Here is a 13,855-nt window from a genome sequence, read left to right as displayed (position 1 = left end):
AATGCGCGATCTGTTGCTCATCCCACCACGGAGTCCATAGCCCCATGTCCGGTCTGGTCACACCCCACGGCAGTGATGTACTGAAGCCACTGCTACTCGAAGGCGCGGCACGCGATGCCGAAGCCCAACGCGCGCAGGGCCTGCCTCGCGTCACCATCAGCTCGCGCGAAGCGGGCGACCTGTTCATGCTTGGCATCGGTGGCTTCACGCCGCTCGAAGGCTTCATGGGACACGACGACTGGCGCGGCGTCTGCGATGACATGCGCCTCGCCTCGGGCCTGTTCTGGCCGATTCCGATCACGCTGTCGACCGACGAGGCCACGGCCGACACGATTGGCGAAGGCAGCGACGTGGCGCTCTACGACGCCGAGCGTGACGAAATCCTGGCCACGATGACGGTCAACGAGAAGTACCGTATAGACAAGGCGCACGAATGCGACCAGGTATTCCGGACCTCTGATGAGGAGCACCCTGGCGTCAAGATGGTGATGGCACAGGGTGCGGTCAATCTGGGCGGCCCGGTACGTGTGCTGTCTCAGGGCGGCTTCCCGGAGAAGTACCCCGGCCTGTACATGACCCCGGCACAGACGCGTGCCGCCTTCGAGGAACGCGGCTGGAAGACGGTGGCGGCTTTCCAGACCCGCAATCCGATGCACCGCAGCCATGAATATCTGGTGCGCATTGCCATCGAGATCTGTGACGGCGTGCTGATCCATTCGCTGCTTGGCAAGCTGAAACCTGGCGACATTCCGGCCGAAGTGCGCACCAAGGCCATTTCCGCGCTGATCGACAACTACCTGCGCCCCGAAACCATCATTCAGTCCGGCTATCCGCTCGACATGCGCTATGCCGGACCGCGCGAGGCGCTGCTGCACGCCGTCTTCCGTCAGAACTACGGCTGCAGCCACCTCATCGTGGGACGTGACCACGCCGGCGTCGGCGACTACTACGGACCCTTCGATGCGCATCACATCTTCGACGAGATCCCCGAAGGCGCGATCCAGACCAAGCCGCTGAAGCTGGACTGGACCTTCTGGAGCCACAAGGTAGGCGGCATGGCCTCGTTGCGCACCTGCCCCGGCTCGGATGAAGACCGCGTCCTGCTGTCGGGTAGCAAGTTGCGCAAGCTGCTGTCGGAGGACCAGCACGTGCCGGACGAATTCTCGCGGCCCGAGGTGCTGGAAATCCTGCGCCGCTACTACCAGGGCCTGGAGGATCACGAACGCGTGGAAGTCAAGGTGACCGGACACTCGGCACGATGACCGAAGCGCGCCCGTCGGCCGCGTCGCGTGTCGACAATCAGGTCTACATGGTGTTTCCCAACGACCTGAATGCCAACGACACGGTCTTTGGCGGCATGATCATGGCGCAGATGGACCGGACCTGCGCCGTGGTCGCGGACCGGCATGCGGGCAGTATCTGCGTCACCGCCAGCGTCGACGCCGTGCATTTCATGGCGCCGGCGCGGCGCGGCGACGTGCTCGTCTTCCACGCCGCCGTGAACCGTGCCTGGACGACCTCCATGGAAGTGGGCTGCAAGGTGGAGGCCGAGACTGTCGGCGGCGGTCCCCGCCGACACATCCTATCGGCCTACCTCACCTTCGTCGCCCTCGATGACACGGGCAGTCCGAAGCCGGTTCCGGCACTCAGCACCGAGACCGAGACCGAGCGGCAACGCTATCGGGAAGCCCAACTGCGGCGCGATCTGCGCCTGCAGCACGCCCACGAACTGCGCGCGCTTCGCGCCAAGGGGAAAGACGCTTGAGTGGCATTGGCATCGACGGCGTCCGGCAGATTGCCGTGACCGTCTCCGACCTGGATCGCGCCGTCCATTTCTACGCCGACGTGCTCGGCATGGATCTGCGCTTCCGCAACGAAAAACTGGCTTTCTTCGACTGCGGCAGCACGCGTCTGCTGCTCGCCCTCAAGGGACAGGACGACGCCGACGGCATCGTGCTGTATTTCGAGGTCGCGGATATCTTTACCGCTGTCGACACGCTGCGCGACAGCGGCATCGCCATCGAGAAGGAACCGGCCTGTCTGGCGCGGATGGCTGGCCGTGCCATGTGGGTCAGCTTTTTCCGCGACAGCGAGGGCGCGCTGGCTGCGCTGATCGCCGAACACGCCGATGACGGCGAGGCAGGCACGCCCGACACCGCCTGAGCGGATCACGGCCCGCTGCTGGCCTCAGGGGCAGTCGGCATAACGCATCACGCCATCGAGCAGAGCGCGCAATGTGCCAGGCTCGGTGGCGGAATGGCCGGCATCCGGAATGATCTGCAGTTCCGACGCCGGCCAGGCGCGGGACAGTTCCCAAGCAGAGCGCGCGGGACATACCACGTCGTAGCGGCCCTGCACGATCAGGCCCGGGATGTGTTCGATGCGTTGCGCATTGCGCAGAATCCAGTCGGGCTGCTCGAAGAAGCCGCCATTGACGAAATAGTGGCATTCGATACGGGCAAAGGCTTCAGCAAAGCGCACGTCACCAAAGGCGGCTTCCGCTTCCGGTGAATTGCGCAGATTGCTGGTGGCACCTTCCCAACGGCTCCAGGCGATGGCGGCGGCGCGGCGTTGTTCCAGATCGTCGCCGGTCAACCGTCGATGATAGGCATGCAGCAAGTCATCGCGCTCCGCCTCCGGGATAGGCGCAATGAAGCGCTCCCAGGCGTCGGGGTAGATCCAGCTGCAGCCACGCTGGTAGAACCAGGCGATCTCTTCCGGCCGAAGCAGGAAGATACCGCGCAAAATCAGACTCTTGACGCGCTCTGGATGGGTAATCGCGTAGCTCAGCGCCAGCGTTGAGCCCCAGGAACCACCAAAGACCATCCAGCGATCAATGCCGAAATAGTCGCGGATGCGTTCGATGTCCTCGATCAGATCCCAAGTCGTGTTCTCGCGCAGCTCGGCGTGGGGCGTGGATCGACCACAGCCGCGCTGATCGAACAGGATGATGCGGAAGCGATGCGGATCGAAGAACTGGCGATGAAAGGGCTGACAACCACCGCCCGGCCCCCCGTGCAGGAAGAGCACCGGCAAGCCTTCGGGGTTGCCGGCTTCCTCGACATAGATTTCGTGCAGCGGCGACACGCGCAGATGCGTCGTGTGGCGCACCGGCACGGGTGGATAGAGACCGTCCATCAAACAACGGGCCGAAAAAATATGCGCATAGCTTAGCGACTTCCGACCGGAGAACGTGTTCTACGGAACAATGGTGCTGCAGTGCGGATACTGACTCGCTAGCATGACGCTTTGGTTGCGCGCCCTCTCCACCCCCGCCACGACTACAGATATGGCCCTCCCTGCCCGATTGTCGATTGCCGCGCTCGTCCTGCTCGCGCTGGTACCGGTGAGCCATGCTGAACAGCGGCCCACCATCGATGCATCGTTGCTCGAACGCCCGCCGGTCCTGCAGCCCGCGATCAGCTTCTGGCGGCATGTGTTCGGCAAGTATTCACAGCATCAGGTGGTGCTCCACGCACGCGACTATCCCAACAAGATCTTCACCGTGCTGGATTACCGGGACGAGGCGGCACGCGGCATGGATGCCGCCGCGCTTGCCGCCCTGCGCCGCCGCGAAACCGAGCAGACCATTGAGCGCATCGACGCGCTGCTGGGTGAGATCGCCGCCGCCAACGGGCGCCATGCGGGCTTGAGCGATGACGCCAAGGCCATCGTCGAACTGCTGGCGGATCTCGACGACCCTGACATCTACCGCAAGGTGCAGGGCCGCGTGCGCGCCCAGCAAGGCGTGCAGGAGCGCACGCGCGAAGGTCTGGAGCGGGCGGGTCGCTACCTGCCCTACATGGAGTCGGTCTTCGCCGAGCGCGACCTGCCGCCGGTGCTGACCCGGCTGCCGCTGGTGGAATCCTCCTTCGATACCCGCGCCTATTCCAAGGTCGGGGCCGCCGGCGTCTGGCAGTTCATCCCGTCATCGGCACGGCGTTACATGCGCCTCGATTACATGCTTGACGACCGCCGCGACCCATGGAACAGCACGCGCGCCGCGGCAGCCCACCTGAGCGACGACTACGCCCTGCTGCAGGATTGGCCGCTTGCCATCACCGCCTACAACTTTGGACGCGCCGGCGTGAAGCGCGCGCTCGAAGCCGTGGATGGTGATTCCCTGGGCGACCTCATCCGCGATTACGAGCATCCCCGTTTCGGCTTTGCCTCGCGTAATTTCTACGCCTCCTTCGTTGCCGCGGTGGATGTGGAACAGGCGCGAGAACGCTGGTTCGACATCCCGCTGCGCCCCGCCGAGCCCGCGCGCTTCGATGAGGTGGAGACCCAACACTATGTCGCGTGGTCCACGCTGCAGCGACTCTCCGGCTGGGATCCCGAGCACTTTCGCATTCACAACCCGGCCTACGGCGAACTGGTGCGCGAGGGGCAGCTATTGGTCCCGCCCAATCACCGCATTCGCGTGGCGCCGGGCCACGGAGAGGCCTTTGCGCGCGCCTACCTCGCGCTGAACGACGGCGAACTCCACGCCCGTCAGCGCGATGCCTTCATCACCCACCGCATCCGCAGCGGCGAAACACTGTCCGAGATCGCGCGCCGTCATGGCACCTCGGCGTCGCGTCTGCAGCAGCTCAACGGACTGCGTAGCGCGCATCACGTGCGCATCGGTCAGAGCCTGCGCATTCCGGCGCCCAGCAACCGCAATACCACCAGCGTGGCGCGCACCACACCCGCCGCGGAGCGCCCGCACCATCATCAGGTGGGCAGTGGCGAAACCCTTTCGCAGATTGCGGCACGCTACGGCATCACTACCACCGAGTTGGCGGCCCTCAACGGCATCCGTGATCCGCGCAGGCTGCGCGCCGGTCAGCGACTACGCTTGCCCGCGAGTGGGCCGGGCGAACGCGCATCGGCGCGCCTTACCGAATATCGCGTCAGCGATGGCGAAACGCTGTCCCAGATCGCGCTGCGCCACGACACTTCCACCAATGCGCTGCGTGCGCTCAATGGGATCGATGACGCCGACCAGTTGCAGGTCGGCCAGCGTCTGCGCGTGCCGGGCACCGGCACGAACCACGTCGTGGCCCCGGGCGAGACGCTGTCCGGCATCGCTGACCGCTATGGACAATCGCTGCAGGCGCTACTCGCTGCCAACCCGCTGCAGGACCCGCATGCGCTGCGGCCCGGCCAGACCCTGACCATCCCGGGCCAGGATGGACCGCAGCGCCACCGTGTATCCCCGGGAGAAACGCTGTGGGATATCGCACGTCGACACGATCTGCCACTGGCGCGCATCGTGGCGCACAATGCGCTGGAGGATGCCGACAGCATCCGGCCGGGCCAACTGCTGGAAATCCCGAATTGATGACCGGGGCCGCCCGCGGGTGGCCGCGCTACACTGAATAACGAACTGACGCGGAGGCTTGCGCATGGGCGACAAGCGACTGAAAACGCGACTCCGTGACCTGGAGCATGCGACGGATTACGCCAGCTGGCGGGAAATCGCCGAGGAGCTGGACCGCCTCGAGGGACTGGATCAGTGGCGCGCCGACGACACCTCCGACGACTACGACTACCTGCTCATCAAGGAGCGGCTGGCCGAAATGCAGGCCCTGCGCTCGGCCGGTGACGTGCGTCGCCTCGCCTTTGCGCTGCACGAGGGCCTGCACGGCAACATCGGCAATATTGCCAATCCGGCACTGCACCAGGTGGCGCGCTGCGGCACCAAGTATCTCATCGAGAGCTATGTGCACGAGGTATCGCGCTGCATTGATTACATCTCGGCCGGCGACTTTCCGAACTTCCCCCCCGCCGAGAAAGTCCTGTTCTTCAAGCGCGTCGGCACGGTCTTCGGTCGCTCGGCGCTGATGCTGTCCGGCGGCGCTTCGCTCGGCATGTTCCACCTCGGGGTGGTCAAGGCTCTGTTTGAGCGGGGCCTGCTGCCGCGCGTACTGTCGGGCAGTTCCGCCGGGTCGATCATTGCCAGCATGGTGTGCGTGCGCACTGATGCACAGATCCCGCAATTGTTCGAGCGTGACAGCATCAACCTGGAAGCCTTCCAGCGTGTCTCCCTGCGCGGCGTGCTGCGCAATGGCAGCGTCATGGAAGGCAGCGCACTGCAATCCTGCTTGCAACGCAACATCGGCGACGCCACCTTCGAGCAGGCCTTTGAATCCACGCGCCGCATGCTCGGCATCACCGTATCGCCGGCAGAGATCAACCAGCAGGGGCGCCTGCTCAACTACCTCACCGCACCGCATGTGCTGATCAACAGCGCTTCGCTGGCCAGCTGCGCGATTCCCGGCGTCTTTCCCTCGGTGATGCTGCAGGCGCGCGACTTCAATGGCGACATTGAGCCCTACATGCCCTCCAAGCGCTGGGTGGACGGTACGCTTAGCTCGGATCTGCCGATGCTGCGCCTGGCGCGTCTGCACAATGTCAACCACTACATCGTCAGCCAGACCAACCCGCATGTGGTGCCCTTCCTGCATGACCGGCAGCACGAACGCGGCATCGGGCCGTGGGTGCGAGAGCTGGTCGGCTCCAGCGGCAAGAATGCGCTGAAAGTCACCCGCAAGCATTTCGCCACCGGCAGCGCCGTGCTGGCCCAGGCCTATGGTGTGGTGCGGCAGCGCTACTCGGGCGACGTCACGCTGTATCCCAAGCATTCGCCGCGTCAACTGATGCGCATGCTGGCTAACCCCACTGCGGACGAGATCGATGCCTACATCCGCGAAGGCGAGCGCAATACCTGGCCCAAGATCGCCCGTATCGACACCCAAACCCGCATTTCACGGGCGCTGGAGGATGCCACCGCGCGCCTGAAGACCCACACCCCGGCACATACCAGCCGGGCACGGCCGCTGCGCGCCGTCACCGACCAGCTCAAGCGGCGATGATCGTTCTCGAGCACCGCATTGCCGCAGGGCGGCCGGCGCGTGAGTGCCTGTGGTACGCCGCCGACTTCCGCAACCTGCCGCAATGGGACACTAGCGTCACCGCAGTCGAAAAGATGACGGAGGGGGCTGTGGGCAGCGGGGCTCGCTTCGAGTTGCGGACCCGCAATGGGATGCGCGAGCAACTCCTGCACTACGAGATCCTGCGTTTCTCGCCGCCCTTCGCGGCCACGCTGCGCGGGGAAGGCGACGGTGTCACGGTGGTGGACGAGATTCGCGTCGAAGCGACCGATGGCGGCTGCACGCTGCACTGGCGCGTGGAAATCCGGTTGCGCAGCACCTGGCTGGAAACCCTTGCCCGTCCATGGATCCAGCGCAACGTGCAACGCGCCGCTCGGGCACTGGAACGCGCGCTGCGTGCGCCGGAGCCGGCGCGGCTGGGCTTCGGCGGCCATCTCGCCGATCGACTGGTGCTCCCCGGTGCGGCGCGCTTCACGCGACAGGGCTTTCAGGCAGCACGGCTGGCGCCCATCGTGGAGCGCGCCGATGGGCAGCATATCGTCATCACCGGCGCGACCTCTGGCCTGGGCGAAGCCGCTGCCATCGCACTGGCACGCCGCGGCGCACGACTCAGCATCGTCGGCCGGGACGGTCAGCGTCTGCGCGCACTGGTGAAGCATCTGCGGGTGGATTCCGGCTGTCGTGCGCGCATCGTCGAAGCCGACCTGCTCGACCTGGAACAAGCCACGCAGGCGGGCCAGCAGCTGCTTCAGGACGACCCGCCCGAGGTGCTCATCAACAATGCCGGCGCGCTATTTGCAGAACGCGACGAATCGCCTCAGGGCTTCGAGCGGGCACTGGCGATCAACGCATTGGCACCCCTGCTGCTGATGGACACGCTCGGCCCCGCCATGCCGTCAGGGGGCCGCATCATCAATGTGGTCAGCGGCGGCATGTACCTGACGCCGTTGCGCCTGGACGACCTGCAATACCGGCGCGGCCGCTATGACGGGGCTACGGCTTACGGCCGCGCCAAGCGCATTCTGACAGTGCTCGGCATGCGCCGCGCACGGGCTTGGCCGCACCTGGCCGTGCACGCCATGCACCCCGGCTGGGCCGACACGCCTGGCGTGCGCCGGTCGCTGCCTGCCTTTCATCGTGTCATGCGTCCGCTGTTGCGCGACGCGGAGCAAGGCGCCGATACGGCGGTCTGGCTGGCGCTGAGCGCAGCGGGTGCGGAGAGCCGTCACGGCGTCTGGTTCGATCGCGCCCCGCACCCCATCGATGTATTGCCGAGCACGCGTCTGCGCAGTCCACAGATCGACGCGCTTGACGGGCAATTGAGCACGCTCATCGGGCCGTGGCTGTCGAGCCAGGGGGCTGCTGCCTGACACTCTGGGGCGAGCGCTGCGTGCAGCGCGCCATACAAGCCGTGAGAGCCGATGGACGCCGCCCCCTCAGAATCCGCCGCAGTACGCCCCAGCCCCCAGGAACCCTACGCACCGGCCACCGCTCGCGGTCGCGCCACGCGCCAACGCCTGCTGGATGCGGCTATCGCGGAATTCGGCGAGAAGGGCTTTCACGCCGCCTCGGTGAGCGCGATCACCACCCGTGCCGGCATCGGCCAGGGCACCTTCTACATCTACTTCAGTTCCAAGGAAGCCTGCTACGCGGTGGTGGTGGAAAGCGTGAGCCGGCTCTTGCGCCGCGCGTTGCTGCGGGGCTTCAGCTTCCTCGACCTCGAAAGCTGTCTGCGCGAGAGCTTTGCTGCCTACCTGCGATTCTGCGCAGAACAGCCCACCGCGATGCGCGCCCTCGGCGAGGCGCAATTCATTGATGAATCCATCTGGCGGGAGCACACGCGGCGGCTAGTGCATTGCTACACCGATCTGCTCGAACGTCACGCTGGCGCAAACACGCCGCACGCCGAGCGCGAACTCCATGCCACCGCTATCGTCGGTGGACTGCATGGTGCCGCGCAGGCGCTGGTGGCCACACTCGAGGAGAGCGGCGAAGAGGCCGCCAATCTCATTCATCATCAGGCCGATGGCCTGCGCGATGTGGCGCTTTATGGCGTAGGGCCCCGGCCACCGAGTCAGGCTGCGAGCTAGGCCCTGATAATTCTCAGTCGATCGCGGCGCGCGTCCGTATGCGTGCAGCGCAAGGAGTCAGGAGCGCGATGGACTTGACGTACATGAGCGACGAAGGACGCGGCGGTGCGCGCATACGGGCCGCGTCCTTCGGATTCGCCCCCTGCCGACCGCGTGTGAACAGGCCCTAGCGCGCCTCTACCGCAAAGCGCACGGTCTTCTGTGCAGTGGCATCGCCCACTGCATAGTGGATCTGAACCTCGACGCTGTCGCCCGCTTCCACGCTGCCCTGGGGTGTGATGAACATCAGGTGCTTGCCGTGCGGCTCAAGCGCCACGCTTTCGCCAGGCGGCACCGAGATTGAGGGCAGCTCACGCATGCGCATCATGCCCCCCTCGTGATCCATGGTGTGCATCTCGACCCGCTCATAGGCTGCGGTCGACAGGCCCTGGATGAGCAGCGGTGTACCACCCTGATTGCCGAAGCTGAGATAACCGGCCGCCGTATCGCGGCCCGGCGGGGGCAGTACCAGCCGTGGATCGCTCACGGTCAGCGCTGAGGCGGGGTCGGGCGCTGTGCTTAGGCTGTTGCCACAGCCCGCGATTGCCAGGGCGCCGAGCAGCGCTGCGACAGGAAGGCAGATTCGAAGCATCGACGGCATGGTGTCAGGCGTCCTTTGCGATTTCGGAGGAGAGACAGGCCGGCAGTCCACTGGCCAGGTCAGGATATTGCCACTGAAAGCCCAGAGCATCCCGCAGCCGATCCACGCGCAGCCGCTTGCTTTCTTCCATGAAGGACCACATGGCCGCACTCATGTGCGTCCGGGCCTCCTCCGGGGGCAGCTGCGGCGGGGCTGGTAGACCCAGCAACGCGGCGCAGCGGAGGAAATAATCCGTCATGGTCGTGGGATTGCCGTCGGCCACGTTGTAGGCCTGACCGGTCTCGCCATGGCGCAGTACACACAGGGTGGCAGCGGCGAGGTCTTCAACGTGGATGCGGTTGGTGTAGGGCGCGGCATCAGCGGCAATGACCGGCGTACCGTCGCGCAGCCGCGCCTCCGGCAAGCGGCCCGGTCCATAGATGCCAGGCACCCGAATCACAACGTAGTCGCCACCGGTTGCGCTGCGCCATGCGGCGAGCTGATGCTCGGCATCGGCGCGACGCTGCGCACGCGCGCTCTTCGGCGCAATCGGCGCCGATTCGTCGATCCATTCGCCGCCGCAGTCGCCATAGACCCCGGAGGTCGACAGATAGAGCAGTCGGCGGATGGCCGAGCCGGCATGGAGGCAGCGCGCCAGTCGCGGCTCAGTGCGCCCCTCCCGCGGCGGCGGTGCCAGCCAGATCACCGTCCCCTTCAGCGGCGCGGACTGCGTGTCCAAGTCGCACTGCAAAGCGCGCACCCCGGCGGCCTCCAGACGCTCTAGGCTTTGTCGGCTGCGCACGACTCCGGTAGGCTCCAGGCCCTCCTGCTGCAGGCGCTTTGCCACGCGCAACCCGACATCCCCGCAGCCGACGATCCACACCGATTCCACCATGACTCACCACGTGTATTTAGGCGATAGCGGCCAGCATTTTGCCGCACGCCCGGACCAAACCCTCCTTGACGCCGGCCTGTGTGCAGGTGTCTCGCTGCCTTATGGGTGTGCCAGCGGCACCTGCGGCGCCTGCCGCTGCCGCATCCGCAGCGGCCGCGCCGTCGAAGACCCACCCAATCGCGCACTGTCCGAGACCGAACGGGCGGCCGGCTATGCCCTGCTCTGCCAAGCCCACGCCGCCAGCGATATCGTGCTGGATTGGCAGGCACCGGCGGGTACACCCGCACCGCGGCCAGCGATCTGGCCATGCCGCCTGCAGGAGAGACGCTGGCTATCCGGCGATGTCCTTGGAGTGACGCTCAAACTGCCACGCGGTGACGCCGCCTTTGCCTACCTGCCGGGGCAGTATGTCGATTTTCTTCTGGATGATGGCGGCCGGCGCAGTTTCTCGCTGGCTGGGGTGGCGTCGGACGGCACCATCGAACTGCACGTTAAGGTCACACCCCAGGGACGCTTCGGCCGCTACATCGCCGAGCAGCTTCCCGACCGCGCCATGCTGCGCTTTGAAGGCCCGTTGGGTGCGTTCTATCTTCATGAGGCCCAACGGCCGACCATCCTGGTCGCGGGCGGTACCGGTTTCGCACCCATCAAGGCCATCATCGAGGACGCCATCCATAGGGAAGACCAGCGTCCGATGCATGTGTTCTGGGGCGCGCGCAAGCGAGAGGATCTCTACCTCGACGCCCTGGTCAGAGATTGGGCGGATCGCTACGCCAATATCGACTACACCCCAGTCTGCGAATCGCCTCCTAAAGAATGGAACGGTGCGCGCGGCCGCGTGGACGACGCGGTCGCCGCGCAGTACAGCGATCTGCGCGACCATGCGCTCTACGTCAGTGGCCCGCCAGCCATGGTGGCGGCCGTCAAAGCCCGGGGACTTGGCGCTGGCCTGCATCCAGACCATCTGCATTACGACAGTTTCGATGACGCCCACGTCACGTGGCCGGGCACACCGTAGGTCGGACAGCTCATGCGTCAGAGCGGGGGCTTGGGGCATAGTGATGCTTCGATTTCCGAGGGGCATGTCATGCGCTTCACCCAAGCATTCCTAATCAGTTGCTGTGCTGCGCTTTGCGCGCTGGCACTGCCGCTCACCGCCGCTGCCGCCGAAAGACAGATCCCCCGCCCGACGGTCGAGGATGCGCAGGCACTGCCCGACGGAATGGCGATCCAGCCGGTGCTGCAGTCTGGGCGCGCCGTCGATCTTCCGCTCAGCGTTCAGGACGGGGAGTGGTCCTTCCCCGCGGACGGAAGCGCGATTTGGCGGCTCGCGCTGAACACCGCCGACGCAACCTACATCGGCCTCCATTTTGAAGCGCTCTCGCTTCCCGCAGAAAGCCAGCTGGCACTGATCGGCGCCCACGGGCAGAGCGGCCCCTTCAGTGCAGCGGACCAAGGCGCCGACGGTACGCTCTGGGTACCGCTCGTCCACGGCAAGGAAGCGGTCCTGGAAATCACCCTTCCCGCCGCGGCGCTATCCGAATTGAGATTCGGTGACACCACGCTGCAGTACGGGGTGGTTGCGCTTGATGACCGTCGCCCCCAAACCAAAGCGGAAGGCGACGCCGGCAACTGTCACAACAATGTCGCGTGCCCGGTGGGGGACGACTGGCCTTTGGCCATCGATGCCACCGTATTGCTGATCATTGGCAACCAGGTCGTCTGCAATGGCGCGTTGCTCAACAACACGCGGAGCGATGGCAGTCCGCTGATTATCACCGCCGACCATTGCGGGATTCGCAGCGACGGCGACGGCGACGGCTTCCCCGCCGACTCTGTTACTGCCATCTTCAATTTTCAGAGTACGCAATGCGACCGCAGTGCCGGTGTTTCGGATGAGGACCGTATCAACGGCGCCACGCTGCTCTACCGCGATACCCGCTCCGATACCAGCCTGATCCGGCTGGATCGTGCGCCTCCGGCAGGCTTCAACGCCCGCTATGCCGGCTGGGACGCATCGGGCAATGGCGCCGGCCGCGGCAGCGGCGTGCACCACCCCGCGGGCGACTTGAAGAAGATCAGCCTGTTTGACGAGCCGACACAAAAGGAAACTGTCACCATCACCGACGGGGCACTCATCGGCAGCCGCAATCAGACGGTTGATGCATGGCGGGTGACCTGGGCCGATGGCGTGACCGAACCCGGCAGCTCTGGATCGGGTCTGTGGACGCCGCAGCAGCAACTGATCGGCGTGCTGTCGGGCGGCAGTTCGGCCTGTGGCAGCAGCGGGCTGCTCGGCCTCGGCAGCGGTGATGTCAACCCGGGCCCGGATTTCTACGGTCGTTTGGAGGTCGCCTTCGCGCGCTCGGGGGAACTCGGGACCCCCATCCAGCGTTTCCTGGACCCCGCCGGCAGTGGCGTATTGCGGCTGAGTCCGCGCGGCGGTGTCAGCGCCCCGCCAACGGCCGACGGAAGCGAAAGCGACGGGTCTCCCGATACCGGCAGTGATGGCGGAGGCGGCGGCGCCGTGGGCTGGACCACGGCGCTCGGGCTGCTGCTGGGCGCCCTGCTGCGCCGCCGATGGCAGTACTGAGCATCGGCGGCCGGCCTCGCGAGCCGAAGCAGAATTGTTACCATGTTCGCACAGTAATCACCGCATCGGCGGCCGGCTGCGCGTTTGTATCCGCCCGACTCGATCTGCCGCCCCAGAGGTAAGGAGTACCCGTGGAGAAGAACGAACAGCCCCGCTTTCAGCGCGACCGAAACAGCATCGCCTTTTTCCGTGGTTTTCTGCGGAAGCCCGATGTCGTGGCATCCGTCATTCCCAGTTCGCGCTATCTAGAGAAGCGCATCGTCGAGGCCTGCGACGTGCACGACGCCAAGCTGGTGGTGGAGCTCGGCCCCGGTACCGGTGGCACCACGCACGCCCTACTACAGGCCATGCCGGCGGATGCCAAGCTGCTCGCCATTGACGTCGAAGCCGACTTTGTTCGCATGCTCAACGCCTTTGGTGACGACCGTCTGGTGGCTCATTGCGGCCGCGCCGAAGACATTGCCAGCATTCTTGCTGAACACGGCCTGCCGGCGCCGGATGTCGTGGTTTCGGGCATCCCCTTTTCCACCATCAGTCATGCCCAAGGCGAAGAAATCATTCGCCGCGTCTGGCAGAGCCTGAAGCCGGGCGGCAAGTTTGTGGCCTATCAATTCCGCGATCGCGTGGCGATGCTGGGCCGCAAGTTGCTGGGCGCCCCTACCAGTCGGCTTGAATTGCGCAACGTCCCGCCCATGCGGGTGTATCAGTGGTTCAAGGATGCCGTCGTCGAAGCGCACGGCGCAGCCGCCTAGACGCAGGGCACAACCGGCTTACCGCAAG

13 protein-coding genes are annotated in these 13,855 nt (G+C 65.6%); 10 read left to right on the top strand and 3 right to left on the bottom strand.

What is annotated here, in order from left to right; all coding sequences use genetic code 11:
• Positions 1-44 precede the first annotated feature (44 nt).
• From sat to ACOOFO_RS05365, 3 genes are read left to right on the top strand one after another with little or no spacing between them, the layout of a single operon-like run.
• A complete protein-coding gene (gene sat, locus ACOOFO_RS05375) occupies positions 45-1,262 on the top strand; it encodes a sulfate adenylyltransferase (RefSeq protein ID WP_420428731.1) in 1,218 nt (405 codons plus the stop codon).
• On the top strand, positions 1,259-1,765 hold the full coding sequence (locus ACOOFO_RS05370) for an acyl-CoA thioesterase (RefSeq protein ID WP_420428729.1): 507 nt from the start codon (positions 1,259-1,261) through the stop codon (positions 1,763-1,765). Before sat ends, ACOOFO_RS05370 begins: the two co-directional genes overlap by 4 nt.
• Positions 1,762-2,163: a VOC family protein gene (locus ACOOFO_RS05365; RefSeq protein ID WP_420428727.1), complete on the top strand. Its 402-nt coding sequence runs from the start codon at positions 1,762-1,764 to the stop codon at positions 2,161-2,163. Before ACOOFO_RS05370 ends, ACOOFO_RS05365 begins: the two co-directional genes overlap by 4 nt.
• A gap of 24 nt (positions 2,164-2,187) precedes the next feature.
• On the opposite strand, the gene pip is transcribed toward ACOOFO_RS05365, so the two are convergent.
• Positions 2,188-3,138 carry a prolyl aminopeptidase gene (gene pip / locus ACOOFO_RS05360; RefSeq protein ID WP_420428725.1) on the bottom strand — a complete coding sequence of 317 codons (951 nt, stop codon included), beginning with the start codon at positions 3,136-3,138 and terminating at the stop codon, positions 2,188-2,190.
• Positions 3,139-3,289: 151 nt separating this feature from the next.
• On the opposite strand from pip, the gene ACOOFO_RS05355 reads away from it, so the two are divergent.
• The 4 genes from ACOOFO_RS05355 to ACOOFO_RS05340 all read left to right on the top strand — a co-directional run bounded on the left by ACOOFO_RS05355 (position 3,290) and on the right by ACOOFO_RS05340 (position 8,968).
• Positions 3,290-5,326: a LysM peptidoglycan-binding domain-containing protein gene (locus tag ACOOFO_RS05355; protein ID WP_420428723.1), complete on the top strand. Its 2,037-nt coding sequence runs from the start codon at positions 3,290-3,292 to the stop codon at positions 5,324-5,326.
• A gap of 64 nt (positions 5,327-5,390) precedes the next feature.
• Positions 5,391-6,860 carry a DUF3336 domain-containing protein gene (locus ACOOFO_RS05350; RefSeq protein WP_420428721.1) on the top strand — a complete coding sequence of 490 codons (1,470 nt, stop codon included), beginning with the start codon at positions 5,391-5,393 and terminating at the stop codon, positions 6,858-6,860.
• Positions 6,857-8,248: an SDR family NAD(P)-dependent oxidoreductase gene (locus tag ACOOFO_RS05345; protein WP_420428719.1), complete on the top strand. Its 1,392-nt coding sequence runs from the start codon at positions 6,857-6,859 to the stop codon at positions 8,246-8,248. Before ACOOFO_RS05350 ends, ACOOFO_RS05345 begins: the two co-directional genes overlap by 4 nt.
• 51 nt (positions 8,249-8,299) lie before the next feature.
• Positions 8,300-8,968, top strand: coding sequence for a TetR/AcrR family transcriptional regulator (locus ACOOFO_RS05340; RefSeq protein WP_420428717.1), 669 nt, complete (start codon positions 8,300-8,302; stop codon positions 8,966-8,968).
• Positions 8,969-9,134: 166 nt separating this feature from the next.
• Here ACOOFO_RS05340 and ACOOFO_RS05335 read toward each other — a convergent pair whose 3' ends face one another.
• Together ACOOFO_RS05335 and ACOOFO_RS05330 are read right to left on the bottom strand one after the other, a co-directional pair.
• Positions 9,135-9,494, bottom strand: a complete 360-nt coding sequence (locus ACOOFO_RS05335; protein WP_420428715.1) for a copper chaperone PCu(A)C — start codon at positions 9,492-9,494, stop codon at positions 9,135-9,137.
• Between the two features lie 118 nt (positions 9,495-9,612).
• Positions 9,613-10,482, bottom strand: a complete 870-nt coding sequence (locus ACOOFO_RS05330; RefSeq protein ID WP_420428713.1) for an SDR family oxidoreductase — start codon at positions 10,480-10,482, stop codon at positions 9,613-9,615.
• On the opposite strand from ACOOFO_RS05330, the gene ACOOFO_RS05325 reads away from it, so the two are divergent.
• The 3 genes from ACOOFO_RS05325 to ACOOFO_RS05315 all read left to right on the top strand — a co-directional run bounded on the left by ACOOFO_RS05325 (position 10,481) and on the right by ACOOFO_RS05315 (position 13,827).
• Positions 10,481-11,500 (top strand): 2Fe-2S iron-sulfur cluster-binding protein, encoded by a 1,020-nt coding sequence (locus ACOOFO_RS05325; RefSeq protein WP_420428711.1) that lies wholly within the window; start codon positions 10,481-10,483, stop codon positions 11,498-11,500. The two genes, ACOOFO_RS05330 and ACOOFO_RS05325, sit on opposite strands and share 2 nt — an antisense overlap.
• Before the next feature lie 69 nt (positions 11,501-11,569).
• Positions 11,570-13,075: a hypothetical protein gene (locus ACOOFO_RS05320; RefSeq protein WP_420428709.1), complete on the top strand. Its 1,506-nt coding sequence runs from the start codon at positions 11,570-11,572 to the stop codon at positions 13,073-13,075.
• A gap of 131 nt (positions 13,076-13,206) precedes the next feature.
• Positions 13,207-13,827 carry a class I SAM-dependent methyltransferase gene (locus ACOOFO_RS05315; RefSeq protein ID WP_420428707.1) on the top strand — a complete coding sequence of 207 codons (621 nt, stop codon included), beginning with the start codon at positions 13,207-13,209 and terminating at the stop codon, positions 13,825-13,827.
• The last annotated feature ends 28 nt before the right edge of the window (positions 13,828-13,855 follow it).

Source organism: Algiphilus sp. (assembly GCF_965216485.1).
Lineage (GTDB): Bacteria > Pseudomonadota > Gammaproteobacteria > Nevskiales > Nevskiaceae > Algiphilus.
The sequence above is the reverse complement of the archived record's forward strand: the minus strand, read 5'-3'. Positions and strand labels throughout refer to the sequence as shown.